The 26,649-nt window shown below is 36.3% G+C and carries 28 protein-coding genes; 12 read left to right on the top strand and 16 right to left on the bottom strand.

The window, feature by feature from the left end; translation table 11 throughout:
- Positions 1–85: 85 nt before the first annotated feature.
- Entirely contained in the window at positions 86–532 is a 447-nt protein-coding gene (locus tag PGC35_RS10725; protein WP_056830809.1) for a GNAT family N-acetyltransferase, read from the top strand.
- Between the two features lie 125 nt (positions 533–657).
- Positions 658–897: a hypothetical protein gene (locus PGC35_RS10720; RefSeq protein ID WP_053591418.1), complete on the top strand. Its 240-nt coding sequence runs from the start codon at positions 658–660 to the stop codon at positions 895–897.
- A gap of 145 nt (positions 898–1,042) precedes the next feature.
- On the opposite strand, the gene helD is transcribed toward PGC35_RS10720, so the two are convergent.
- Entirely contained in the window at positions 1,043–3,379 is a 2,337-nt protein-coding gene (gene helD / locus PGC35_RS10715; protein WP_375219149.1) for an RNA polymerase recycling motor HelD, read from the bottom strand.
- A gap of 743 nt (positions 3,380–4,122) precedes the next feature.
- On the opposite strand from helD, the gene PGC35_RS10710 reads away from it, so the two are divergent.
- The 3 genes from PGC35_RS10710 (at position 4,123) to PGC35_RS10700 (ending at position 6,439) form a co-directional block, all read left to right on the top strand.
- Complete coding sequence (locus PGC35_RS10710) at positions 4,123–4,473, top strand: hypothetical protein (RefSeq protein WP_375219148.1); 351 nt, start codon at positions 4,123–4,125, stop codon at positions 4,471–4,473.
- 162 nt (positions 4,474–4,635) lie between these two features.
- The gene (locus PGC35_RS10705; protein WP_375219177.1) at positions 4,636–5,622 is read left to right on the top strand and encodes a ketoacyl-ACP synthase III; all 987 of its coding nucleotides are present in this window, start codon (positions 4,636–4,638) and stop codon (positions 5,620–5,622) included.
- A 649-nt stretch (positions 5,623–6,271) separates the two neighbouring features.
- Positions 6,272–6,439: a hypothetical protein gene (locus PGC35_RS10700; protein WP_172794362.1), complete on the top strand. Its 168-nt coding sequence runs from the start codon at positions 6,272–6,274 to the stop codon at positions 6,437–6,439.
- 347 nt (positions 6,440–6,786) lie between these two features.
- On the opposite strand, the gene PGC35_RS10695 is transcribed toward PGC35_RS10700, so the two are convergent.
- The 7 genes from PGC35_RS10695 to PGC35_RS10665 form a co-directional block, all read right to left on the bottom strand.
- Entirely contained in the window at positions 6,787–8,301 is a 1,515-nt protein-coding gene (locus tag PGC35_RS10695) for a LysM peptidoglycan-binding domain-containing protein (RefSeq protein WP_375219147.1), read from the bottom strand.
- Positions 8,302–8,553: 252 nt separating this feature from the next.
- Positions 8,554–9,234 carry a cyclase family protein gene (locus PGC35_RS10690; protein ID WP_375219146.1) on the bottom strand — a complete coding sequence of 227 codons (681 nt, stop codon included), beginning with the start codon at positions 9,232–9,234 and terminating at the stop codon, positions 8,554–8,556.
- A 12-nt stretch (positions 9,235–9,246) separates the two neighbouring features.
- On the bottom strand, positions 9,247–10,152 hold the full coding sequence (locus PGC35_RS10685) for a zinc-dependent alcohol dehydrogenase (protein WP_375219145.1): 906 nt from the start codon (positions 10,150–10,152) through the stop codon (positions 9,247–9,249).
- Positions 10,119–10,289 (bottom strand): hypothetical protein, encoded by a 171-nt coding sequence (locus PGC35_RS10680; RefSeq protein WP_375219144.1) that lies wholly within the window; start codon positions 10,287–10,289, stop codon positions 10,119–10,121. The genes PGC35_RS10685 and PGC35_RS10680 overlap by 34 nt, the downstream gene beginning before the upstream one ends.
- Positions 10,290–11,177 carry a 3-hydroxyacyl-CoA dehydrogenase NAD-binding domain-containing protein gene (locus PGC35_RS10675; protein WP_375219143.1) on the bottom strand — a complete coding sequence of 296 codons (888 nt, stop codon included), beginning with the start codon at positions 11,175–11,177 and terminating at the stop codon, positions 10,290–10,292.
- Positions 11,178–11,191: 14 nt separating this feature from the next.
- The gene (locus tag PGC35_RS10670) at positions 11,192–11,794 is read right to left on the bottom strand and encodes a carboxymuconolactone decarboxylase family protein (protein ID WP_375219142.1); all 603 of its coding nucleotides are present in this window, start codon (positions 11,792–11,794) and stop codon (positions 11,192–11,194) included.
- 188 nt (positions 11,795–11,982) lie between these two features.
- Entirely contained in the window at positions 11,983–13,314 is a 1,332-nt protein-coding gene (locus PGC35_RS10665; RefSeq protein ID WP_056830789.1) for a short-chain fatty acid transporter, read from the bottom strand.
- Between the two features lie 167 nt (positions 13,315–13,481).
- Here PGC35_RS10665 and PGC35_RS10660 point away from each other — a divergent pair, with 167 nt between their 5' ends.
- Entirely contained in the window at positions 13,482–13,802 is a 321-nt protein-coding gene (locus PGC35_RS10660; protein WP_053591428.1) for a DUF3870 domain-containing protein, read from the top strand.
- A 79-nt stretch (positions 13,803–13,881) separates the two neighbouring features.
- On the opposite strand, the gene PGC35_RS10655 is transcribed toward PGC35_RS10660, so the two are convergent.
- The 5 genes from PGC35_RS10655 to PGC35_RS10635 form a co-directional block, all read right to left on the bottom strand.
- Positions 13,882–15,075, bottom strand: a complete 1,194-nt coding sequence (locus tag PGC35_RS10655) for a thiolase family protein (RefSeq protein WP_375219141.1) — start codon at positions 15,073–15,075, stop codon at positions 13,882–13,884.
- Positions 15,076–15,087: 12 nt separating this feature from the next.
- The gene (locus PGC35_RS10650) at positions 15,088–15,723 is read right to left on the bottom strand and encodes a 3-oxoacid CoA-transferase subunit B (RefSeq protein WP_375219140.1); all 636 of its coding nucleotides are present in this window, start codon (positions 15,721–15,723) and stop codon (positions 15,088–15,090) included.
- Positions 15,716–16,402, bottom strand: coding sequence for a CoA transferase subunit A (locus PGC35_RS10645; RefSeq protein WP_053591431.1), 687 nt, complete (start codon positions 16,400–16,402; stop codon positions 15,716–15,718). The genes PGC35_RS10650 and PGC35_RS10645 overlap by 8 nt, the downstream gene beginning before the upstream one ends.
- Positions 16,403–16,416: 14 nt before the next feature.
- On the bottom strand, positions 16,417–17,133 hold the full coding sequence (locus PGC35_RS10640) for a carboxymuconolactone decarboxylase family protein (protein ID WP_375219139.1): 717 nt from the start codon (positions 17,131–17,133) through the stop codon (positions 16,417–16,419).
- A 198-nt stretch (positions 17,134–17,331) separates the two neighbouring features.
- Positions 17,332–18,165 (bottom strand): alpha/beta fold hydrolase, encoded by an 834-nt coding sequence (locus PGC35_RS10635; RefSeq protein ID WP_375219138.1) that lies wholly within the window; start codon positions 18,163–18,165, stop codon positions 17,332–17,334.
- Positions 18,166–18,977: 812 nt separating this feature from the next.
- Here PGC35_RS10635 and PGC35_RS10630 point away from each other — a divergent pair.
- Positions 18,978–19,979 (top strand): LLM class flavin-dependent oxidoreductase, encoded by a 1,002-nt coding sequence (locus PGC35_RS10630; protein ID WP_375219137.1) that lies wholly within the window; start codon positions 18,978–18,980, stop codon positions 19,977–19,979.
- A 75-nt stretch (positions 19,980–20,054) separates the two neighbouring features.
- Here PGC35_RS10630 and PGC35_RS10625 read toward each other — a convergent pair whose 3' ends face one another.
- Positions 20,055–20,621, bottom strand: a complete 567-nt coding sequence (locus PGC35_RS10625) for an NADPH-dependent FMN reductase (protein WP_375219136.1) — start codon at positions 20,619–20,621, stop codon at positions 20,055–20,057.
- A gap of 12 nt (positions 20,622–20,633) precedes the next feature.
- A complete protein-coding gene (locus tag PGC35_RS10620; RefSeq protein ID WP_375219135.1) occupies positions 20,634–21,692 on the bottom strand; it encodes an LLM class flavin-dependent oxidoreductase in 1,059 nt (352 codons plus the stop codon).
- Positions 21,693–21,879: 187 nt separating this feature from the next.
- On the opposite strand from PGC35_RS10620, the gene PGC35_RS10615 reads away from it, so the two are divergent.
- From PGC35_RS10615 to PGC35_RS10595, 5 genes are all read left to right on the top strand, one after another.
- Positions 21,880–22,227: a winged helix-turn-helix transcriptional regulator gene (locus tag PGC35_RS10615; protein WP_056830777.1), complete on the top strand. Its 348-nt coding sequence runs from the start codon at positions 21,880–21,882 to the stop codon at positions 22,225–22,227.
- A gap of 140 nt (positions 22,228–22,367) precedes the next feature.
- Complete coding sequence (locus PGC35_RS10610; protein ID WP_375219176.1) at positions 22,368–23,036, top strand: SOS response-associated peptidase; 669 nt, start codon at positions 22,368–22,370, stop codon at positions 23,034–23,036.
- A 111-nt stretch (positions 23,037–23,147) separates the two neighbouring features.
- Complete coding sequence (locus tag PGC35_RS10605) at positions 23,148–23,702, top strand: TetR/AcrR family transcriptional regulator (RefSeq protein ID WP_375219134.1); 555 nt, start codon at positions 23,148–23,150, stop codon at positions 23,700–23,702.
- Positions 23,703–23,771: 69 nt separating this feature from the next.
- Positions 23,772–25,202: a serine hydrolase domain-containing protein gene (locus tag PGC35_RS10600; protein ID WP_375219133.1), complete on the top strand. Its 1,431-nt coding sequence runs from the start codon at positions 23,772–23,774 to the stop codon at positions 25,200–25,202.
- A gap of 198 nt (positions 25,203–25,400) precedes the next feature.
- Positions 25,401–26,018 carry a class I SAM-dependent methyltransferase gene (locus PGC35_RS10595; protein WP_056830775.1) on the top strand — a complete coding sequence of 206 codons (618 nt, stop codon included), beginning with the start codon at positions 25,401–25,403 and terminating at the stop codon, positions 26,016–26,018.
- Here PGC35_RS10595 and PGC35_RS10590 read toward each other — a convergent pair.
- Positions 26,015–26,578 (bottom strand): TVP38/TMEM64 family protein, encoded by a 564-nt coding sequence (locus PGC35_RS10590; protein WP_375219132.1) that lies wholly within the window; start codon positions 26,576–26,578, stop codon positions 26,015–26,017. The genes PGC35_RS10595 and PGC35_RS10590 overlap by 4 nt on opposite strands.
- Positions 26,579–26,649: the final 71 nt, after the last annotated feature.

Below are 26,649 nucleotides of genomic sequence, written 5' to 3'. Positions count from 1 at the left end.
GGCGCAGTTTAGTAGAATAAAATATTTGTTTTTTCATGTTAATATGAATCTATAACATAAATGTGCACAAAAAGGAGTTGTATTAATGCAAACTCATAACATTACAGAAGAAGATTATTATAAAGTAATGGATGTTTTGAATGATTGGTGGGGTGGTCGCGAGATGACCCATTTGTTACCTCGCCTGTTTTTCGAGCATTTCCAGTCAACAAGTTTCATAGTTAAAGACAATGAAGTATTATCCGCATTTTTAATTGGATTTGTGTCGCAAACAAATTTAAACGAAGCTTACATACACTTCGTGGGTGTTAATCCAGAATTCAGGAAGAACGGCTTAGCAAGAGAGCTATATGAATTGTTTTTTGCTAAGGTTCGAAACTTAGGTTGTAGCACTGTCCGTTGCATTACTTCACCAGTTAACGAGGGTTCTATCTCATTTCATAAATCAATGGGTTTTTCCGTATCCTTAAAAACTGATTACGCTGGTGTTGGACAAGACCGTATTTTATTTTCTAAAAATATTGCTATTTAAAATTATCCTTTATCAACTAACGGGTGCTTTAGTTGAACAAGTGGTTGCCTGCAAGGGTAGCTTTTTCTTATTGAACTAACTGGGTAGGTTAGTTGAAGATAGAAAAAGATAAATGGAGGTGGAAAATGTTATTATTATGGCAACTTTCATTATTTGTTTCAATTGCAGCTTTATTGGTGGGTCTTGTTAAAAAGTCTTGGGTATTCCTACTAATTAGTACGATTACATTTATACCGATAGCATATTATTTTTCAGGGTCAAATAATGCTTGGAAATATGTTGGTTTGACTCCAGCTCTACTACTTGTTCTAACGATATTAATTTTGTTAATAAGTAAGAAGAAAACAAGGTCAATTAAAGAGTAAATCGGAAATTTATGGCTGTATTTTATAAATGCAAAATAGCCGAAAATATGTAAGCGGTGAATAAAAACCACATATTTTCGGCTTATTAATATTATTTTAAATAGGTAATTGCCCCATGTGTTTATCCGTTAAAATTTCGATTAAGTCAAGCTTGGATGAAACTTTCCCGCAAGACTTTTCTCAATAATGGGGTTGGTTCACCTACACTGTAAAGTTGCAAATAATGCATAGCTCTGGTGCAAGCGGTGTAGAATACTCTACGAACGCTCTCATCGCCGTATACTTCCTCTGATGCGTCATAAATGATGACAGCGTCGAATTCGATGCCTTTGGACAAATACGATGGTATGACAACAACTCCTTGTTCATATTCAATCGAGCCGTTCTTCACGAGCTTAATATCATCGATGTTGGACAAGGCTTCGTATGCACGCTTACTTTCCTCAGCTGATTTACATATTATAGAAATACTGTTATAACCAAGATTTCGCAAAGTCGCGACTTTGGATGCTATGCAGCGGTGCAGTTCTGTGTGATCGAGCAATTGTGTCAACACAGGTCTCTCACCATCGCGTTCAAAAGGAATAATCCGTTCGCCGTTAGGTACTAGTCTACGTGTAAATTCGATAATCGGTTTAGTGGATCGATAGCTGCGTGTCATGTTGATCACTTCCGTTTCAACCTGTTCGTATAAGTTCATAAGTGTGTGAAAATCATCCTTTTCGCTTGCATGGGCGAATATCGCTTGATTAAAGTCACCTAGCACAGTCATTCTTGCCGAAGGAAATAAACGCTTTAGAAACTCGAATTGAAACGGTGAATAGTCCTGTCCCTCGTCAATAAGTATGTGCTTTATGGAGCGGTTCTTCTGAAAGCCTTGAATCAGCTCTTTCATAAATAAGAACGGAGTAGCATCTTCGTTAGATAGTTTGCCTTCATATAGCATTTCCAACGTCGCTTGACAAATCTCTGCCCACTCCGCGGGTGTTTCACCCTCTATCCACTGTTTGATATGCAGGGGGTCAGCAAAAAGCTGCATATAAATCCCCTTAATGTCGATGAAATCAAATGTTCGGACCCGTTTACGTGACGGCATCAATTTCTGTTGAACAATCAATTGGGCTAGTGCTTCAGGCTCGATCTCATAATCGGCAATCGATTCTCCTTTAAAGCCGCGTTTTTTCGCTAAATAGGTATGGACCTTATGGTACTCATCGTTGCTAAGCAGCTCGATTTTCTCCTGCACCCACGGCTTATTTAGTTCAGCCTTTTGAGCTTCATTTATTTTCTTAATTAGCCATTCCTTTAACTTTTCAAGTCGATTATGGAATCGAAGTGAAGTGTCGTTACTATAAAACCTTTCTGCTATTTGCTCCGCAGTAACAATCGGCTTTCCTCTGAAGTTTATATCCTTGAATAACATTCCAGAAAACTCTAATGACTTCCTATATGATTCAATCGCTCCGAAAAAAAGGAGTGATGCTTTGAATCGAATGCTCGCAACCCTTGTTCTGTAGGAGGGGGTATTCGTTGCAGTTAAAACATATTCCAATTGTTCGTAAGGATTTTCAACTTGAAATTCTTTACTTAGTCGATGGTCTAAGTATTCCTGAAATGTGACCTGCTGCATATTCTCTTCTCCGAGTTCTGGCAGCACATTGGACACATAACTGTTAAACATCGAATTAGGTGAAAAAAGAATAATTTGATCAGCAGTCATACTATCTCGATATTTATAGAGCAAAAAAGCAATCCGCTGCAGGGCGGCCGATGTCTTGCCACTGCCAGCAGCACCATGAACAATGAGCAGTCTCCCACGATCATGACGGATGATTCGGTTTTGCTCCTGTTGGATGGTAGCTACTATATTGTGCATATGTTTGTCTGTGCCTTTGCCCAGCACCTGTTGTAAAATCTCGTCTCCAATGGTGAGACTTGTATCGAACATAGATTGGAGAACACCGCCACGGATTAGATATTGCCCCTTTTTTTCTAATAAGCCTTTGATTTCCCCCCCAGGTGTTGCATACTTGGCCGGTCCAGTTTGGTACTCATAGTAGACACTTGAGACAGGCGCCCTCCAGTCATAGATAAGAAATTCTTCGCCACTTGCATCCGTAAGTGTGGAGATTCCAATATAAAATTGTTCCTGAGTAGATTCTCCTTCTTCCATGAAATCGATTCGTCCGAAGTAGGGAACCTCTTGCATACGTCGAAGCTTGGATAATTTATTGGATACATGTCTATTGGTGCTTTGGCTTACTGATAGAGCCTGAGCCTCTTGTCTCAAGCCGATGATGGTCTCAAGATAATCGTCGAAGGTATCAACATTCACCTTGACTTCATCCCAAAAGTGTTTGCGCATATTAACTAGTTCGTTCCGACGCCGAGAAGTTTCTTCCTCTAATCCGCTGATTCGCTCCGTTATTGTCTCAATTACACTTTCCACTCGTTTTTGCTCCTGCTGAAATTCTGAACCCATAGCAACCACTCCTTAAAAAGATTGGTATTGACAAACGAATAAATTATGTTATATAATATATAATAGGGATATAATGCACATTATTATTTTTGGCATATATCTATATAAATTTACCACAGGTTCTCATTTTTTTCAATGTATTGGTCATGATTTCTATGTTTGTCGATTCTTAATGCTACTTTGCAAACATACACCAATTAAATGCAAGAAACACACACCCTCTAGATAATAGGGTGTTTTTTTTTTTTTTTTGGACCACATTTTTTACTAAGTAATATATATTTTGGTTCTTTTTGTTAAAAAGTAATACTTCATAATAACTAACTGTGCATATTATTTTGAGAAGTATGAAGCACAAACCACCGACAAATTGGTGGTTAATTACTCTATTAAAAGAATCATTTTATGAACATTACATCTCAAACAAATCTGTACTCAAATATTTTAAATATGAATTGTTAATAGGTAAAAATATTTTTGCTCCCTTTACTTGTTTAATTTGAATTGAAAGGAAGAAGTCCAACTTCCTAGTTTATGGAATTTACTATATCAACACTAATTTTAAATTCGAATATTTAAAAACATTGAATAGATATTAACAATATTTGTTATATGACGATAGTTATAGAGAGAAGTTTTTTGTAATCTAGGTCTAAAGTAGGTATAACAATGAAACCTTACTATTTAAACTAATGACGAAATGCAACTTTTCACAGATCTTAATAAGGAAGTGGTTTTAAATTATGGCAGAAGGAACTTACACAATGAACGTAAATCTTGCTAAGAAAACTGTTGAAATGACGGTAAGCGGGACTTTTACTCCTGAAAAAGCTCAACAATTTATTGATGATTATCAGAATAAGTTATCATCAATAAATGCAAGCGAATTCGTCTTGGAATTTGATTGCAGTGATTTGGATGTAGTGACAAAAGAAATGATACCAGACCTTGAAAATTGTTTAGCACTTTATAAATCTTCTGGATTTAAGAAAGTAGAAGTAGGTATTAGGAAAAGTGCTATAATCTCCATGCAATTAAAGCGCTTGGCGAATAATGTAGGGCTAACTACGTTTGAGGTAATTCAAAAATATTAATTTTTACAAAAAGGTAAGGAGCTATTAAAGGATCCTGCCTTTTTTATTTGATATTTACATAATAAAACTCGTAACTTAAATGTACTAAAATGATCACGCTTAATAACAAGATATGTAATTGTATATAATACTAAAATTTCATTCGAGAGGTTTCTTATGACTATGACTAACATTAGAATTAAAGCAGTGGATGTTTACCATGCAAAAAAACAAGTAAACAATGATGTTTATCTTGAACACTTTAAAAAACAAGGAAAAGATATTACAAATTTCTTAAGTATTATGGGAAGAAAAGAGCGTTATGTCATTGATAATCATGAAGAAAATACGATTACAATGGCGATTGAAGCAACAAATCGAGTGTTGAAAAAAGTGGGACTAGAAGGTAAGGATATAGATATGATTGTTTTTTCTACTCAAGTACCTGAAATGACTGTTCCAACCAACGCTATGTTCATTCATAATGCCATTCAAGCAAAAAAAGGAACAGTTATTTTTGATATGAACGCAAATTGCGCTGGTATGTCGATTGCAGTAGAACAGGCGTCACGATATATGAAATCCAATCCACATGTTAATACCGCACTTGTGGTAGGTTCTGATTATCTATCATTAGTGGCTGACCCAAAAGATGCAATGACGTATGCTAACTTTGGGGATGCTTCTGCTGCTATTATTTTAGAAAAGACTGAGAATGAGGCAGGATTTATCGATGCGATGTTTGAAGTAGACTCAAGTAACCGAAACAATATTTTATATCCACAAAAGGGATTATCTCAAACAAATAAAGCGGGTGAAAGTGCAGAATTCATGCTTTGGCAGCCATTTGATGGAGCGATGTCACTCCCTTATACGTATGATATGTTTGAAGCCATTCTAGAAAGAAATCAACTTAAAATTGATGATGTAGATGCGTTCTGCTTATCTCAATTTGCTAAAGTGAATATTGATAAAATTCAAAGCCATTTTGATATACCTGAAGAAAAATTTATTTATGTGGGAGACAAATATGGATATACTGGTACAAGCAGTCCTTTTATTGCTCTTCATGAAGGAATCGAATCAGGAAAGATAAAGCGTGGAGACTTAATATTATTTTGGACAATCGGTGGCGGTCACGAGTTCATTACTATGTTATTTAGATATTAAACAATGTAAATATTCTTAAAGTAAAGGGCGTAGATTCAGGAGAATCTACGCTCTATTTGTTAATTTAATTGTATTAACGAGGCAGGTTGGTTTAAGAAGGATAGTGTGAGCCATATGTAGAATAGGTAATTTAGGGGTGATGATAATGAGTAAACCAAGGGAAGCAACGCCCAAATATCTTATAATGATGTCTCTAGTTTTTGGCTTATTGGTAATTAGTCAAAGCGTTCAAGTTATTTACACACCCTATACATTTGTTAGAGTCGTAAACCTAATAGCTATAATCTTTCTCTCTTCAGCCATTGGGGCTTTTATAAGAGAAATATTTATTTTAAAGAAGACAAAGTTAAGTAGTAATTAAATTATTCAATTCGAGTATTGTTCTAAAATATAAAGCTTTATTAATGAATTAATGGAGAAGGGTAGATGGAGGAAATCTAATTTTCATAAAGGCTAAAATGCTGAAGCATATTACTCAACTTTATTTTTCAACTATTGGTGTTTAGTTGAAGAAACGGCTGCTTTAGAGGGCAGCTTTTTCTTATGGAATAATGAAGATGGTAACGTCCGAGTAACTTTTTGTTTAGAGATATATGTCAAAGGGTAGACATTTGTTAGAACGTTCAACACATTAAAAGGAGGAACTAACATGGCAGATTGGAAAAAGAAATTATTGGCTAGTGGACTAGTAGGCGGGTTAGTGCTTGGCGGAGTGGCTGGTTGTGGGGACGGAGTTGACCAGGATAATGGAGTAAATGATGGTGAAGAGATGGATGATGTAGATGATGGAAATAAAAATGAAGAAGAAGGTAAGTAATAGTGTCTCTATCATAATAAAGATGAAGACCAATTGACGAGAAATATTGCTTAACTAAAAACATTTATGCGTTACTTTTAACCACCTCTTTTACTGACAATATAGAGGAAGAAAAGATTGCCCTTTAAATTGGGCAATCTTTTTTTGTGTATGCGTACAAAAGCATACAGCATGAAATCGTCGGATAGATGTTTTAAAACTTTACCTTAGAGGGATTATAAATGCCTATCCGTTTAATTGCCTTTAGCGCTTATTACAGATGGGATAGCTCTAAGTAAATGAAGAATAAAAAACAACCTGAGTCAACGGACACAGGTTGTAAAAAGGTGCTTAAAACTCTAAAGAATTTATTTGTTGAAATGGTATACATCCCAAACGTCGGGTGTTTCAGAACCAATATACCATGCTGCTGCACCACCTAGGTTATATTGCTTGACCAAGTTAACGCGAAGCTCGATGGATTGTTTATCCTCAATCCAAATCTGGTGCTTCTCTCCATTTGCTGTATATTCTACATAATTTTGCTGAGTATTTCGATCCCAAACTTTCTTAAGTCCTTTTGATGAGATAATTTGCTCGACCTCATTCATTGTACGGTCAATACTTCTTACTTTTTTTGTCGATAAATTAGTCACCCATTCCCTTGTATAAAAGGGCATCCCCAAGATAATCTTATGAGAGGGTACTTCGGACATTAATAACTCAACACCTTCTTCAATCCAAGGCATCGAAGCTACAGACCCCGCGATTGGGCTATTTCCCCAATGCTCGTCATAGCCCATCAAAACGATATAGTCAGCAATTTTGCCTAGCTCTTTGCGGTCTAAACTTCCAGACCAAAAAGGATCGCTGTTTTCTCGAGTGACGTCAACAGATACTTTAATTCCATTAGGCTGAAGAGCTTTTTTAAGTTCGGTTATGAAGAGAACATAATCTCCCTTGTTTTTCGGATGTATGTTTTCAAAATCTACATTGATTCCATCACTTTTTGTTTGGACTAAAGAGTCCTTCAGTGCGACAACAAGTTTCTTACGATTTGCAGCGTTATTTAATACTGTGTCAGTCAAGTCAGGATCGAATTTATTTCCAAATAATGGCCAAACCTTTTTGCCCTTGCTGTGTGCATCCTGCAAATATTTTGTATCGGCTGAAATGGAAACAAAATTGCCTGAATTGCTTAAAGTATACCAACGTGGTGACACTACATTTAAGTTTGAATGCTTCAATTGTTGGGCATAGCTCTCGGAACTCCCACTATACTTCCAACCCATAACGATTAGCTCCTGAGTTCTTTGTTGTAAAAGTGATTTCTTAACCCATCCTTTTTTACCGTCTAGCAACTGAACTTGTAGGTAATAGTCAGGAATGTTCAATTTTTGCCCTTCCAGTATGTTTGAAGAACGCAAATTGTTCAATTCGATCAAATCATTCGTAGATACTCCGTACTTAGTGGAAATTTTCCATAAAGTATCTCCTTTAATAACCGTATATACTTGGTAATTCTGAGGAATTATTAATTTCTGGCCAATTCGAATTTGGGTCGTAGTAAGCTTGTTCGTCTTCTGAAGCTGACCCAATGAAATCCCATATTGGTTTGAAATTTTCCATAATGTGTCCCCGACAACTACAGTATGGACTACCGCAGTAGTTGAATCTCCCGTTATAGTGGACAGAACAGGAAATTCTTCACCTCTTTTTAAAGTTGTAATAACGGTTGAACCTTGTTTTGGTGAACTTAATACTTTAACGTTATCTATTTGAACAGACCCAACAGAAAGAGAAGTACTGGAGGCCTCACCTTTTATAGTTTCGAAACTTAAAACTAAAATTAATATAAAAATACTATAAAGTATCTTTTTCACTTAATCTCATTCTCCTCTAATTTGAAAATAGTATTAGAACCTTCATAGGTTACTATGGATTAAGTTTAATAGATACAGGTACTTTGTGGTAAGGTATCCAATGGTGTACGGTACTACTTAATTTGGTAGCTTTAAAAAGATGGTTGTGGGAAAAGCATTGCCAATAATGAGGCAAACAGCTTGTAGATAATAACCTAATGTTAAGTAAAAAAATACTCTTTCTATAAAGAAAGAGTATCCTTAAATTCAATATTATTTAATAAATGCGACAGCGCGAACTGGTGATGCTGTAGCGTTCTTAAGGTTCAGCGGAAGTGCCATGAAAGTGAAATGCTCGTTTAAAGGAAGCAAATGTAAATTGACTAAGTTTTCCACAATATAGATAGGTACGCTTAATATCTTAAGATGTACTTCGCGCATCATATTGTCGTGAACGTCGATATTGGCTAAATCTAATCCAACACATTTTACTTTTTTTTCAATGAGCCAATCACCAGCACAAGGTGCAAATGCATGTTCTTCATAAAAGGATCCTTCTCCCCATGAAAGTTTACGAGTACGTGTGAGGACAATGTCGTTAGGTTGAACGGTTATCCCTTGGCGTTTTTCCGCTTCCTCTAACATTTCGCGTGTTACAGCTTGGAAAGGATCTTTAAAGTCAGACACGTCTAATAGCACAGCTTCTCCATATGCTTTTGAGAGATCCATATCAGAAGTAGATTCGCCATCGCGAATAAAATGTAAAGGTGCATCGATATGTGTTCCACTATGATCAGACATTTTTAGCATTCGTGACTCAAAGCCTTCACAAGGAGGCACATAGCGATGACCAGAATTTTCAAAAGTGGATTCCTCTGCAATAGCGATTGGTGGATGTGATGTATAAGAGCGAAGTCCATCGTAAATTTTTAAAGTTAAATCAATGAGTTTCAAGTAAATTCCTCCTTACATTTTAATGACAACCTTACCTGTAGCTTTATTTAAAGCACTTTCAAAGCCCTGTAGACAATCTTTAAAGGGCACAGTTTGTGCAATTAGTTTTTGGAAAGGGTAGCGGGCGTCTGCTGCGAGTAATAATATGGCTTCATAATTTGCTTGTGTAATGCCATAACTTCCTTTAATAGAGATCTCTCCACGAACGATTTGATCCATCGGAACAGAAAAACTAGCTGGATTAATGCCAACTAAAATGAGTTCACCACCTCTTTTTAAAAGGCGAAGGGCTGCATTTGGAATAGATGGATGTCCCGAACAATCAATAATAGCATCAAAACCTTTAAACTGTTCATGTGGAATATCCCCTGCGTTTTGATAAGTCTTTGAAACACCAATGTCTTTTGCTAGTTGAAGGCGATTTTCGTCAACCGCAGTACCCAACATCATCACACGTTCATTACCAGCGCCTACTAATATGGCCGCTACACCTAATCCTATGGGACCTGGACCAACTATTAAAATCGACTTCTTCTCAAAGTTTTCTATTTTAGCCACTGCGGTATAGCTAACAGCTAGTGCCTCTGAAATCGCTGCTACTTCATCAGTTACTGTATCCTGGATAGGAATTAAATTCTTCTTGTCGACAACCATGTATTCTGCCATTCCGCCTGCTTCTCGAAACCCATAACGTAATGCCTCGGTCGGCGTTTTTATATATTTATAATCATCGAAATCACAGCGATTACTTTCCCCTGCGAGGCAGAATTCACAACTACCACAGCTTTTATATGGGTTAATGACCATACGTTGTTGGGGGACTTCACCTTCACCAACGGCAACCACTGAACCAGTTACCTCATGACCTAAAACAAGTGGATAGGTTACCCAATCATAGCCTCCATGTCCATCATACATATGCAAATCACTTCCACAAATGCCACTGCATTTACTTTCAATAAGCTTTGATGGGGTTCTAACGCAGGTATTTTGTATGTCTCAAATTTAATATCTTTTGGAGCTGTTGTATTTTTCACTAGCGCTTCGTATTGCATTTAGTTATCCACCTCTCCATCCTGAGCTGATACTGCCCTAATAATATTTAATAGAACATCCTCTTTATGGGCTAGATATTGTTTTTTATTGATTGTAGACCAATCATAAAATCCTTCGTTTGTCTTCATTCCCAATTTTCTATTTGCTATTAAGTCTTCATGAACAGGTAATGGTTCCGTACCATTCTCAAGCGTAGGATAAACATATTTGACAATAGCCATATGTGTATCCAGGCCATTAATATCACGCTGTTCGAGAGGGCCGGTATTAGCTAAGCGAATCCCCAAACTCCATTTAGCGATGAAATCCAGTTCTTCTGATGACACTATGCCATTTTGGACAAGTGACATTGCCTCTCGTGAAAGTGCACTTTGAAGTCGGTTTGCCACAAATCCTTGAATTTCTTTTTTCAATAGTACAGGCTTTTTATTAATGGATTGTAGAAAATTCATTGTTTTTTGGATGTGATGTGATTCTGTGAAAGCACTTGGCACGACTTCTACTAAAGGAGTAATATGTGCTGGTGAAAAGAAATGCGTGCCAATCACTCTGTTTTTATGTTTTACGTTTTTCGCAATAGAGCTAATTAGATAGCTAGATGTGTTCGTACAAAAGGTAGTAGAAGTAGGGAAGTAGTCGTCAATTCTTTCGAAAAGCTGTTGCTTTGCTTGTAAATTTTCCGTAATAGCCTCGATAATAAAATCTACTTCGTTACATTCCTCGATTGTTTCTAAAAATTGTACTTCTTGAAATGTTTTATCTGCCATCAATTCCATACGCCGTGATGCAAACTCTTCTAATAACGACACTTTTACTTGTGCTTTTAAGAAATATTTTGTGAGTGCGGCCCCCATAAAGCCACCGCCAATTATGCATACATGTTGCAAAAGGAAACACCTCTTTAATCATTAAAAATGGCTTGAATACCAACTGCATAAATGCAGGTTGTTTTAATATCTTCTAATACTGCATCAGTTGCACCTAATTGAATCGCATTCGTTTTATGAATATTAATTCCTTTTGGGTATTGATCACAAAGGTTAATAGCATATAAAAGTAATTCCTTTAAATAACGTGAAACCACACCGTCACGAAGGGAAGTAGTACGTAAATTGCTATACTTTAATAATGTATCGGGTGCATAATCTACTAAATACTGAATCCATTTTGGTAGTTGCTCAAACTCTGATTGATAATAGCTTACACAATCTTCTTGAGTTGAAAATGCAGATACATTCTGTGCCTCTATCAAGGATTCAGTCTTTCCTGTTATTTCAATGGCTTTAGAAATAGCTTCGATACCAGATAACCAAGTTGGGATTCCACGAGAAATAATTGCAGCAGAAATCAGTTCAGCAATCTCGTTGACCGTATTACCAGCATCAATCGCCACTTCTGTGAAATGAAGCATTGCTTGTTCTTCAAGGCGAGCGGCAAATAAACCAACTAATAGTAAAGACTTTTCTTTTTTAGACAATGAAGAATCTTGAAGTAAAGAGTGCATAACTAAACCTCCGTTTATATAAAAGGGCCATTGTTATAAAAACAAGGCCCTTTTTTTATTAGAAAATGTTCAGACTTCAGCGCCTTTCCCCCTCGGGAGGCCCACAGGAAGTGGGTCATGCAGTCGTTGCGACGCGATGTCGCGAACTTAGACTGTATTCCTATAATAGGCGCTTGCGAATTTCTTGATTAGAATAGGTAAGACCAAGCTAGTGTAGCAACAATATAGACTATTCCTACATAAAACATGATCATTACTAAAAAGCCCATGATGTCTTTTAATTTTAAACGGGATAGTGCTAGTGCTGGTAAAATCCAAAATGGTTGTACTAAATCATTCCAAGCGTTACCAAGCATAACAGACATCGAAGTCTCTCCAAGTGAAGTTCCCAGTGCTTTTGCTGCATCAATCATGAAAGGTCCTTGTACAGCCCAGTGACCGCCAGCAGATGGAGCAAAGAAGTTAATGAAGAAAGAACTAATCAAGCCCCAAAACGGTAATGAATGTTGAGTAGAGATGTCAACGAATACTTTAGCTATTGTATCAACTAAGCCTGATGCAGCCATGATCGCCATAATACCAGCATAGAATGGGAATTGAAGAATAATACCAGATACCGTCTTAATACCATCTGATAGATGCTCCGTATATTTTGCAGGAGTACCAAGCAAAATAATCCCTAGGAATAAGATAATAAAGTTAAGAATATTTAAATCTAATGATTTTCCATTAGCAAAGTAAACAATGACGTAAATAATTCCTAAAGTACCAATCAAATAAGAAAGTACTCGGCTATTATTTAATTTGTTAGCAAATGTATTCTCTTCAAGTATTTTTACTTTTTCTTTTTTAGAATCTAAATATAAAGCAGGATCAATTTCGATAACATTTTTTGCGTCTTTTGGATGAAGCATAGCGTTAAATAACGGTAATGTGATGAATAAGAAAATAGCTGTAAGAATCATTGGTAAACTAAAAATAGTTTCCGATAAAGCAATCAGACCCATATTTTCTTCCAAGAAATGGCCAGGTGTTGAAATTAAAATTGGAATAGAAGCTGAAAGACCTAAGCCATAAAATGTGAAACCAGAATAGGCAGCAGCAATAATCAATGGATAGTGGACACCTTTTACTTTTACTGCTAATTTTTTAGCGATAATACCACCAATTACAAGTCCGAAACCCCAGTTTAAGTAACTACCGATACCACCTACTAGTGTAGCAACAATAATAGCCGTCTTAGGTGTATGTACCTTACTTGCTATTTTATTTAAAAAGCGATCGGTAATAGGTGCTGTTGCTAATACATAACCCATAGCTAAAATTACAGCCATTTGCGTAGTGAAGGCTAAAAGATTCCAAAAGCCGCCACCCCATTCAGTTGTTAAATCGAGGAATGAGATATCTTCAATTAAAAGTGCTAAAATAAAAGTTAAAATCGTTAAACCAATTGCAAATACAAATGGGTCTGGCAAATATTTCTTCATTATGGAAGTGAAGAAATTCGTTAATCTTTCCATCATAAAATCCCCCTAAAAATTGTTAATAATTTGTTTGATAAGCGAACAAGTACTCCCGTTTAGTTCTTTTGTTTCAATTTGAGCAGAATCTAAATTTGCAAGAATGGCTAATTTTCAGAATAACTATGCTAGAATATATCTAGTTAAATTAACGGAGGTTCCTATTTATGCAAAAATTAAATACTATACTAGTGACTGCGTATGCTAAAGCCCCACAAGGTACATCTATGTACGAGATCTATAAACACGCAGGGATTGTGCTTGAGATTGACCAACAAACACATAAAATAGTTGATGCTGAATTCACGTTTATTACTGGTTTAGCACAAGATTTCTTTAAACGAATGATCGTTGATTTTGACTTTACATCGGATGTAAATATATTAATTGAGCGTATTGAAGAGCATTATATAGCTCCATCAAGTGGATCTGTTATTGTTGCTTTAAAATCTGCACAGAAAAGATATTTAGAAAAGCTGGCTAAATAGATCAGTTAAACGTTGTTACGTAATATTAAAGCGGTTTCATTTTTCTTAGAAAGAGAATTCTTAAAAAAGAATTCTCTTTTTATTTTGTTTGGCAATTTTCAACAATGGTTGTTATTCCAAGTCCACCGGCGATACAAAGGGTAACTAATCCATAACGCTTGCCGGTCCGGGCTAGTTCATGAATAAGCTTTGTCATTAAAATAGCACCAGTTGCACCAATTGGGTGTCCCATTGCAATAGCACCACCATTAGGGTTTACTTTGCTTTGGTCTAAGCCTAGTTCTTCGATAACCGCTAATGATTGGGAAGCGAAGGCTTCATTTAGTTCGATCACATCAATGTCCTCAATGGAAAGCCCAGCTTGTTTTAGTGCTTTTCGAGTTGCAGGAACGGGTCCAATACCCATAATAGAAGGGTCTACACCAGCTGCTGCTTGGGCAATGATTTTTACCTTAGGCTGAAGTCCTAGCGCTTCGGCTTTTTCTTTCGACATTATTAGAAGAGCCGCAGCTCCGTCATTACGACCACTTGAGTTAGCAGCAGTAACGGAACCCCCTTCACGAAAAACAGGTTTTAAAGTCGCTAGTTTTCCCAAGGGCGTCAACCGTGGGTGTTCATCCACCTGGAAGATTTCAGTCGATTTACGTGTTTTAATTTCGTAAGGGACAATTTGCTTTTCAAAGTAGCCATTTTTAATAGCGTTTTCTGTACGACTTTGGCTTTGAAACGCAAATGCATCTTGTGCTTCACGAGAAATGGAGTATTTTTCAGCTAAGTTTTCAGCTGTCTCTCCCATAGTTTTTAGCCCATAGGATTCTGGTTGAGAGCCAGGCTGACTTTCCGTATTTGGATCTAATAGGAGACTATTTCCTACATTTAGCCCGTATCGAGCATTACGAATATAATAAGGTGCTGTACTCATAGATTCTGTACCGCCTGCAATAATAACATCACTTAACCCTAGAGCTATCTGTTGTGCGGCATTATTAATAGATTGTAAGCCAGAACCACATTGACGATGTACTGTGTAACCTGGTACTTCAAGCGGTATGTCTGCACGTAATGAAGCAAGGCGAGCAACATTAGACTGATCAGCACTCTGTTTTGCTTGACCTAAAATCACTTCATCCACTTCATTTGGGTCAATTTGCGTGCGAGCCAATAATTCTTTTATAACAGCAGCACCTAAGTAATCAGCAGTCTGATTCATTAGTGAACCGCCGAGTTTTCCAATTGCAGTACGAACTCCTTCTACAATTACTACTTCCTTCATGTGGCATCCTCCTTATTTCAATGCATTGATGAAACGAGCTTCTGTATTTGCTTCAACTGTTTCTAAATCCACCCCTGGCATTAATTCAACTAAATGCAATTGACTGTCGATGTATTTAAAAACCGCTAAATCAGTAACTATGATGTCTACACTACGTGTAGAGGTAATAGGGTAATTACATTCCTTTAAGATTTTACTTTTTCCATCTTTTGATGTATGAGTCATGGTTACAATGACCTTGCGAGCTCCAACGAGTAAATCCATTGCGCCACCGACACCAATAATATTTTTTCCTGGTACTGCCCAGTTAGCGATACGTGCGTGTTCATCTACTTGAAGAACCCCAAGTATTGCTACGTCCACATGACCACCGCGAATCATCGCAAAAGATGCTGCACTATCAAAATAAGAGGCACCAATAGCTTCTCCAACTGCAAATTTACCTGCATTGACGATGTTTGGGTCTATATCTTCTTCGTTTACATCTTCCACGCCGAGCATTCCATTTTCAGTGTGGAAGAAAACATGGTTATGTTCTACATAGTTGGCTACAAGTGTTGGAATCCCAATACCTAAGTTAATAATTTGCCCATGCTCTAATTCTTTAGCTGCACGTTTGGCGATAGCTTCTTGAATTGGATTAGCCATGTTCGATGACACCTTCCTTTGTCAAAATCTTTTTCGCTAAGATGACGCGATCAACGAATAGGTGGGGTGTAACGATTTCATCACTTTTTAGTTCGCCAACTTCTACAATTTCATCCACTTCCACAATTACCGTTTTAGCAGCAGTTGCCATAATAGGGTTAAAGTTGCGTGCAGTTTTGTAATATACAAGATTGCCTAATGTATCCGCTTGATAAGCACGAATAATTGCTACATCTGCCTTTAACGCCTCTTCTAGTACATATTCTCCGTCGTCAAACATTTTTGTTTCTTTACCTTTTGATAAATTTGTTCCATAAGAGGTTTTTGTATAATACCCAGCAATTCCTGCGCCACCTGCTCGAATGGATTCAGCTAATGTACCCTGTGGCAATAAATCGATCTCGATTTCACCACGTTGGAAAGCATCACCTACGTCTCGATTTCCGGTAAAATAAGAGCCAATCGCTTTTTTTACTTTCTTTTGTTCTAGCAATTTTCCTAAGCCTTTACCTTGTTCACCGAGGTTATTACTAATAATGGTTAAGTCCTTTACCTCAAGTTCTACTAAAGTATCAATTAGTGTCAGAGGGCCACCTACAAGACCAAAGCCGCCAACCATTATCGTTTGACCAGTTTGGACACAATCTAGTGCCTCTTCCGCTGAGTTATAAATTTTCATTCTTTTTCACTCCGTTATTTTTGAATAAGTGCGTCACTGATTTCGAACCAGGAAGGAATACCGGCTGTCAAAAGACAAATGTATCCAAGTTCAGCTAAGCGAGGTTCATCTACGCCTTTTTCACGTGCTTGTTTTGCCCAGTAATCTGTTTCTGCATTTTGTAAAACCGTCGTGTAAATGCCTGTCATTAAAATGTATTTCATTTGTTCATTGACTATATTTGATTCAAGTAATTTAGCAGATAAAGCGTTTTCATCACCATTTACAAAAAGAGAGATGAGCTGTTCGTAGTAACTTTTACTTTCTTCGGTGGAAGCGAAATGTGCGTAATAACGAACAATATCTGTAGCTGTAGCATCATGTGGAATTTTTTCAGCATGTGTGCCAGTTAGCTCAAGTGCATACTCAAAAGATTGAAGACCTATTTGTAATGCTTTTTCTCCACCGTAGTTATAGGCAACAAGTAAATACTCAGCCAATTCTCCAAGAGTAGCACCGCCATCGATTGTACCTTTTGTATGGTAAACCATGCTTCGAGCATAATGTCGAGCAGAATTAATGCCAACTAGTAAAATATCTTTTTCTTTTACAGATAGAACTCCATCAGCCATTGCTGCACCACGTAATGCTGTGTAGTGATCTAACATTGCCGGATTGTAATCATGCATTTTTTGTACCCATCCCGGTACAACATCATAAACTTTTTTAAAGTACTCTAATCCAGTTGCCATCTATTTTCACTCCTTTAACAAAATAAAAAAGGCCACACTACTCTCATGAACACGTAACATAAGTGTCATTTGAGAGTAATGAGGCCAACAGTCAAGTGGGGAAGAACAAAGAAAGGTTATTTCCTTGTAGCCACCTGATAGGCTTTATATAAGATTAATTAAATATTTACATAAAGTTCGACAAATTTCAATCTTTTTTTATAATTTATTTACAAAATCTTTTATCGTTGGGTTAACATCGCTACGTTCTTCGAATACAAGTGTGTAATGATTGCTGTCAGACGTAACTTTATGAATATCTTTTGCATATTGTTGTGTTTCAATATAAGATTCAGCTAAAAATAACGCAGGCATTGCACCGATACCACCTGTAGAATGTACTAGTAACACGGGGCATTCTATATTAGTAAATACTTCCGCTGGCTTATATTCGTAGAAGCTTTGGAAGTCTTGTCGAATCTTTGTTTCATCGGATTTATTCTCCCAGTGCCCATCTACTTCAGCTATCTCATAGCGACCAACACTTTCCATATGCTCATCCCAAACTACTCCGAGATTGCTATAGATTTTTTTTATTTCCTCCAAATAGTCTTCTGCAGATTCATAATGTTTACTAATGCGGCCTAGAGAAGGCTCCACTATTTGTCGTTGATGATCCGTACATGTGGCAGCACCATCAAGTAAAACGACTCCTTTTACATCATCGCGTTTACTAGCGACATTTGCCATAATGAACCCACCCATTGAGTAGCCCATTAATATGGGATTTTGTATATTTAACGCATCGATTAAACCAATAATATCTTGCGTATGTTGCTCAATACCTGTATTTTCTGTAGCGGCGGAACTATTTCCACGGCCTCGTAAATCGACAGAAATAAATCGGTAATCTCCTTTAAGTAATTCAGCATAATAATGTAGTTGTTTACTATTTCCTGTTAAGCCATGCGCTCCGATGATGACCCCTTGTGTTCCCTCATATTCAGCATAGGCTAGCGTACCACCATTGACTTCGATTGAACGATATTCCATATGTATCCTCCTTATGTTAAAAGTCTAAAATTATTTGTACACCTACTTTCAGAAAATGTCAAAATATTTTTATAGATTTAAGTTAATTTTATAGGGAACTAAATATTGATATCCGAACAAAGTGGATTTCCGCTTCAGGCGGACGTTTTCCGCGGGCTTGGCTTCAGCCTCCTCGGAAAACATGTGCTCCTGCGGTTACTCGTCGCAAAGACACTGGCAAAATAAAGTTCGGCCAGCGTCTTTCCTGCGGGGTCTTCAGCTCAAGCTAATCCCGCAAGAGTCGCCGCCTTCCGCTCCAATTAATGTAATCAGAACTCAATATAAGCGAATATTTTAATATAATTCTATCCGAATATTCGTGTTTTTCTTTACAAGAAGCAATTATGAAATTAACTCAGATTTAACTAAAAAAATGCCAGATTCCAAATTAACATAAATTTATTAAAATCCCATCAGGATTAAAGCAATATAGAACAAAGTAAACTAAAAAATATAACACTGAATAACAAAAGTTTAATAAAATTTGCATAATCCATTTTGGTAATTTTTATGTTGAAAAATTGCACAAATATAAAAAGATTGTAAAGCAGAATAATACTTAGAAAAACAATTGGAACAAGTTACTTTTAAATTTTAAAAGAACTAATAGTACCGATTAAATTTCTTGATAGTATTGATATATTGTTGCTTGCGTAAACTACTAATTAGAATCTATTGGATATTAATTTTTTGAGTGGAGCATATAAATTTGTTTCTTTAGTTCTTATGTTTACAATGGAATAGAAACTTTTCGAAGAAAGGACAAATCTTAAATGTCAATTATACAAATACCTATATCAGTCTTAAATTTGGCTCCAATTCGCAAAGGGCAAGGACCTAAAGAAGCCATTGATGCAATGGTTGACTTGGCGCAAGCAACGGAGAAAATGGGATATACAAGATACTGGATTGCGGAGCATCATAATACTCCAACACTAGTTAGCTCCGCTACCTCTATTTTAATAAAACATACATTAGAAAATACCGAACATATACGGATTGGATCAGGCGGAATAATGCTACCTAACCATTCTCCTTTAGTAGTTGCAGAACAATTTGGTACAATGGCGACCATCTATCCTAATCGATTAGACTTGGGTCTTGGACGGGCACCCGGTACTGACCAACTGACGGCAACTGCACTAAGACGATCTCAAAATAATTCTGTCTATACATTTCCAGAAGATGTAAAGTCCTTGCTAACGTATTTTGGGCCTGAAGAGCTCCAAGGTTATACAAAAGCTTATCCAGGTGTCGGCACGAATATTCCTATTTATATTCTCGGTTCATCGACAGATTCAGCTGTGTTAGCCGCTAAATTAGGCCTGCCATATGTATTCGCAGCACACTTTGCACCAAGACATATGGAGGAGGCAATTTCAATTTATCGAAATAATTTTCAGCCTTCTTCATACTTAAATTCTCCGTATATGATTGTTTGTCTAAATGTGATTGCAGCTGAAAGTGATGAAGAGGCAAAGTTTGAATCGACAACAATGCAGCAATTTTTCTTGAATGTTGTACGTGGCTCACAAATGCCGTTAAGTCCTCCAGTTGAAAACATGGATTCCCTATGGAGCCCATCTGAAAAAGAAATGGCTACATCGATGTCCAGTATGATTATGTTAGGAGATAAAAATTCCATTCGAGAGCAGTTTACCAATTTTCAAGAGAAGTATGACGTGGATGAAATCATGGCAGTATCTTATATTTATGATCCTGCCAAACAGAAACGTTCATATAAAATTTTAAAAGAAGTCGTCGATGGCAATTAAAGAGGTAAATAGAAGAGCATGCTTTAACAATCAAAGCATGCTCTTTCTATTTTTCATTTTCTTCATAATCGACTATTAAAAATTATATTCCGCTTCTTTTGCTTCTCGGATTTTAGTATAGGTTTCAGTTAACACAACAGTATCCTCTACTAAACGATCGATTCGGAATAGTACATCATCATTTACGATTTCTTTTCGGTGAAAGTCTCTTTCTTCAATAAATACGTATGTTTGAACAATCTGAGCTTTCATATAAGATAAAATCGGTTTTAACTGCTGCTCGGCAATTAAATAATGTTTGGGTGACCCAGCTGTTACAAGCATACTCACCACTTTATCCCAAAAAGCATTAACGGGGAGTAAGTCAAAAATGTTTTTGAGTGTAGCAGGGATGGATGCTTGAAAAATAGGAGTTCCAATAATGATTGCATCGGCTTCCATAATTGTTTTTGCCACATACCCGGTGTCGCCCTCATATTCTAAATAATTCCGACCGTCACTGAATTGAACGTCATATTCCGCTAAATCTATTAACGTCACTTCTGCATCTGGATATTTTTCGGTGATAGTTTTAAATGTATAATTCATAGCAGTACGCGTTTTCGAGCCCACTCTAGAACCTGACAATCCTACAATTTTCATGTTTGTGGCCTCCTAATCTTTTGCTGTGTATTTTTTAATTGCCGGTAGGATTTCGGTACCGATCAATTCAATATTTTTTACTAATTTTTCATATGGTATACCACCAAAATCCATTTGTGCAATATAACGTTGGTGACCAAAAAGTTCATGCTGATAGAGAATTTTTTCAATTATTTGCTGCGGACTACCAATATTCATCACATCACGAGGATCTGCACCTTGTGCAAAATGTTGTTTTGGATAGCCTCGTCCATTAATTAACTGCATCCCTTGATTCACGTATGGGTAGGTCTCACTCTGTGCCTGTTGAGTGGTTTCGGCAGCATAGAAAAAGCCGGCAGTTGCAACTGGAAGAGTTGATGGATCAAAGCCGCTACGCTCGGCAGCCTCCCGGTAAGCATCAATAGAATATTTAAAGCTTGTAGCAGGTCCACCTAATGTAGCAAGCATCATCGGAACACCAGCGTAACCAGCCTTAATAGCACTAGCTGGAGGTCCCCCAACTGCACGCCAAATAGGTAATGAGCCGTTTTTAGGACGTGGAATTACTCTAGCGTTATTTAATGAAGCGCGGAATTTACCGTCCCAATTGACAACTTCCTCTTCATTTATTTTCAATAACAGATCAAACTTTTCTTCATACAACTCTTCGTAATCGCGAACGTTATACCCCAACAAATCAAAAAGACCTACACGAGATGCACGTCCAGCTATAATTTCAGCTCGCCCTTTAGAAATTAAATCAATCGTTGAAAAATCCTCATACACACGAACAGGGTCAGACGTACTAATAATGGTAGAGGAGCTCGCGATTTTAATTTTACTAGTTGCCTGGGCTATTGCTGCTAACACAACAGAGTGTGCCTGCGTTGCAAAATACTCCTGATGGCTTTCTCCGACACTAAAAAAGTCTAAACCTGCTTGCTCCGCTAGCTTGGCCAAATCTATAATCTCATGTATACGTTGTTCAGCTGAAATACGTTCACCTGTAAGTGGATCTGGGATATGGTCACCAAGAGTATACAGTCCAAATTCTAGACCCTTACTTTGGTCAATTCGATATTTTTCCATTTATATCAACCCTTCTATTAATAAGTATGTGTTATTTATTTCGTACTTACTTTACTTGTGTCTGATTTCACTATCTTGCTTTCAAATTTCTTTGAATGATGATAGTATAATCTGAAACGATATTTAATATAAGTACGTACTTAAAAGTGGTATAGTATACAAAAGGATACTAAGGGGCGAATATATATTGGAAATGCAGCCAGAACTATGTCGTGTAGAAGATGCTTTAGGTATATTAGTTGGGAAATGGAAGCCAATTATATTATTAATTCTATTGCAAAATGGAACAAAACGATTTAGCGATTTAAAAAGAAGCATACCAGGAATTACTCAAAAAATGCTTACAAATCAGCTTCGCGAATTAGAGGAAGAGGATATTATTACTCGTAAAGTGTACCCTCAAGTTCCTCCCAAAGTGGAATATTCCATCACGGAATACGGAAAGAGTTTAGAACCGATTTTAGTTGCAATGCATGATTGGGGAACAGCTCATACACTTCATAAAATGAAAAAAAGACAGCAGACTTTAGGGTAAACTGAAGTATTACCTTCTTATGCAAGATAATGAAAACAATAAACTGTACCCTATAGAATGCCACTTAAAAAGAGTGATCTATAGGGTGCTTTTGTATAATGATAAAAATAGGCATTGGGAAGAAAGAGGTAGTGTGGGTTATGTGTGGTCGTTATACGTTATTTACAAATTACGAACAGCTTATGGATCGCTTTGATGTTGCTGTCGCAATGGATGAAAAGTTCTATATACCAAGTTTTAATATCGCACCTTCCCAACAGGTTGTTGCAATTATCCATGATGGAAAAAGCAATCGCATGGGTCAGCTAAAGTGGGGACTTGTTCCGTCCTGGTCAAAAGACGAAAAAATAGGTTATAAAATGATAAATGCTCGAGCAGAAACAGTAGATGAAAAGCCTAGTTTTCGTCAGGCATTCTTAAAAAGACGTTGTTTAATTCCTATGAATTCTTTTTATGAGTGGAAAACGACAACCTCTGGAAAAGTGCCAATGCTAATTAAAATGAAATCGGATGAACTTTTTACGGTTGCAGGATTATGGGAAATGTGGAAAGCACCGGACGGTAAAAGTATTTACACTTGTACCCTTCTGACAACGGAAGCTAATACTTTAATGGAGGACATTCATCATCGTATGCCTGTTATATTGAAACAAGAGAATGAAAAGAATTGGTTGGATTCTCTTCAGAACATAGATGAATTAAAAAGCATGTTAGTCCCTTATGATGCTTCTTTAATGGAAGCCTTTCCTGTCTCAATTGAGGTCAATTCACCAAAGAATAATCACATAGGGTTATTAAACTCATTATAAAAATGGGCAGTTTGAATGGCCTCTTTTATAGTTATAGTTTTTAAAAAATTGACTAAATAATATAGAAGTTTTATAATTTGGTTGGTTGACCAAATAAACGAGGTGGAGAATATGAGCAAGGAAGATAAGCGACAACGCATTATTGATGCTTCTTATAAGGTTTTTGCAAGGAAAGGTTATACAAATGCTTCCATAAAGGAAATTGCTAAAGAAGCGGACATAACATCAGGACTTGTTCATTATTACTTTAAAAATAAAGAAGAATTGTTACTTTCGGTTCAAAATCAAGTTCAAGAGCGATTTCACAATAAATATGATGGAAAAGACGAGAAGTCTATTTCCCTAAAGGATACTTTACAGGAAATAAAATCAAGAGCTGAAATAGATTCTGAATGGTACCGTTGGCGCTATGAGATATATTCTTTAGGATTAAAAAATGAGTATATACAAGAAGAAGTAGCTGTTATTTTAAAAAACGGAAGAGAAAGTTTATCTAAACCATTAGAAAACCTTATTGGTAGCACAGATGGTTCGGAAGAAATAGCTAGTATTCTGTTAGCTTGCTTTGATGGTTTAGCATTACAAAAAATTGTGGATAAAGATTTTGATATAGATGGAGCTTATTGTCTGTTAGAAACTCTATTAGAACTCTATTTGAAGAAGTAGAGTTTTTAATTTTAAATAGTATTGGTTGGTCGACCAATTAATATAAAAAATTGAAATTAGGTGAGAGAAATGAAGAAAGTAATGCTATTTTTATTGTTGAGTATGACAATGTTTAACTCTTACGCAAGTGCAACAAGTAGTGATCATACACAACTCATACAAGATTTTATGAAAAAATCCATCGAAGAATATAAAATTCCAGGTGTTTCATTAACCATCGTGAAAGATGGGGAGATATATTTTCAAGATAATTGGGGTAGTCGGAGTGATGGGACACCGGTTACAAGTGAAACATTATTTACATTGGGTTCTATTAGTAAACCTTTGACCAGTCTCGCATTGATGAAGCTGGTTGAACAAAAGAATATCGAACTAGATCAGACTATCGATACCTACATACCATCATTTCAATATAATAAAAATGGTTTTGAAAAAAATATAACTATTCGACATTTATTAACGCATACAAGTGGAATCAGTTCTTATGAGGGTTTAGAAGTGGCAGAACTTATGCTAAGAGGGGTAAATACAATTGACGAAGCAGTACAAAAATTAAATAATGTATCGCTCAATCATGAGCCAGGTGAAATTCATCAGTATAGTGCTGCCAACTATTTACTTCTAGGAAAGGTCATTGAAAACGTGACAGATCAATCGTTTGCTGAGTTTATGGATGATGAAATTTACTCTGCTCTAGAGATGAATCGGACAGTCTCAAACTATGAAAATGCTAATAGACTAGGATATCAACCAGGCTTTCAATCTTGGTTTGGAAAACCGATTAAAAGCGAGAATCTATTTGATGATAGTGGGGCTCCCTATGGTTATATTGCATCTACAGCTAATGACATGTCTAAGTTTATACAGTTTTTATTAGATGGTGGTAGAGACTTATTGTCGAATCATACTTTTGATATATATACCTCCCCCCAAGTGCATAGAAAAGAAGAAATGTACTATGGATTAGGCTGGAGAATTTCTATAAAGAAGACAGATTCTTTTTATTTTCATGGAGGAGAAACACCTGATTCGCGTGCAGAGCTTTTCCTAAACCCTGAAAAGGATTATGGATTCATATTGCTAACGAATAAAAATAACTTTTCTGAAGTGTTACATACCGCATATATAAGAGAAGGGCTCAAAACCATTATCGAAGATGGTGAGTTGCCTGAAATTCCAAAGGCCAGTTATCAAATGCAATGGATAACATTAATTGTAGCAATCCTTCTGGCTGTATTGACTATATGGAATCTCGTACACTTGAAAAGGAAGAACCTTGTCCGAATTATACGATGGGCGATTATAGGAGTAATCTCCATCATATTTTCATTAGTATTAATTCCTTTAATAACTTATTTGTTTGATTCCCCTTGGCATACAATTTATTATTATGCTCCTGATATTGCATTTTTAATAATATGTTTAGTCGGGATATTAGCAATTTATGGGTTATTACTATTTTTCATGATGTATAAAAAAAGAAAGGTGCTAATCTGTTAAAATAGGGATTTCCTCATATGGGACGTCCCTATTAGGTTTCCATCCTATTATTACGAGTAAAATTTAGAAGGAATTAGCTAGTTTTTATTGAATAAAGATAATGGTAGATCCACTAAAAAAACATAATAGAAATCTAGCAAAGACACTTACATCGGAACTTACATGAGAATTGATGATTTGGATAGAGGAGGTCCAGTCTTGGATAATTTTTGGAATAGGATAATTTATAAAATTTGGTCTCCTATGTACGATAAGTTTTTTAATTCGGGTGCTTTTTTAAATGGTCGAAAAGAAGTGTTTAAGGAAACACATTTTAAGAGCGGACAAAAAATACTATTTGTTGGTGTAGGCACTGGCGCTGACTTAGAATTAATAAACCATGCAAATTTTGAAATTACTGCAGTTGATTACTCGACAGAGATGTTAAACCAAGCAAGAACAAAATTTGTAGATTCCTCCATTCAATTTTTAGAGATGGATGCACAACATATGGAATTTGAAAGTGAATCGTTTGATTATATTGTTGCCAGTCTAATTCTTTCTGTAGTGCCTGATGCCGATAAATGCTTTAGGGAAATGACAAGAGTTTTAAAATCGGAAGGTGACATAATTATTTTTGATAAATTTGTTCCAAAAAATAAAAAGCTATCATTGCCCAAGTCAATACTAAGACCGATCATAAGGATTTTAGGAACTGATATAGGCTTAAGCTTCGAAGAACTTTTCATAAGAAATAATGAAAATATTTATATAAAAGAAGACAAGCCAGTTATGTTGAAAGGAATGTATAGAAAAATAGTAATTCACAAAAATTAACTGCCGTTGTTGTTTTTCCTTTTCTTTCTAATCCAAAAAGGCGTAATAATAATTAGGAACAAGACCATAAATCCATATAAATAACTCGAAGGAACATTTTTTACAATTCCAAAGACAATTGCTATCTCAATGGCAACTGCGGGAATCTTACCAATCGTACTTGCCCCCATGAAAAACCATCCACTAATGGAGGTCAATGAAGCTCCTGCGGTAACTAATCCGGATGGAACAAAAGGAATAATTCTAAATAAAATAACGAAGGAAAATACCTTCCAGGGAGAGCTGTTTTTTATTGCCTTAAAAATAGAATGATTAAACCATTCCTGCTGGACCTTTGAAAATCCCCAGCGATATAAATGAAATCCAAACAGTGCTCCGAGAATTTCTCCCGAAAATGTTAGAATGGTTCCCCATATTAAACCAAGTGCATCTATGTTTATGGCAGTAACGAAGAAACTTGGCACAAAACCAATTGCCCCAAGGAATAAATTCAACAGGAGTAATAAAAGGAATTGGAGGGGGCTACTCAATGTTGGAATATGTTGTATAAATTCTTCCATAGATTACGAACCACCTATCCTTTAGCTATTCCGTTCTCTTGCTGCATTATACATCGCTTTGTTAACAACAT

The organism is Psychrobacillus sp. PGGUH221 (assembly GCF_042055255.1).
In the GTDB taxonomy this organism is placed as follows: domain Bacteria; phylum Bacillota; class Bacilli; order Bacillales_A; family Planococcaceae; genus Psychrobacillus.
The sequence above is the reverse complement of the archived record's forward strand: the minus strand, read 5'-3'. Positions and strand labels throughout refer to the sequence as shown.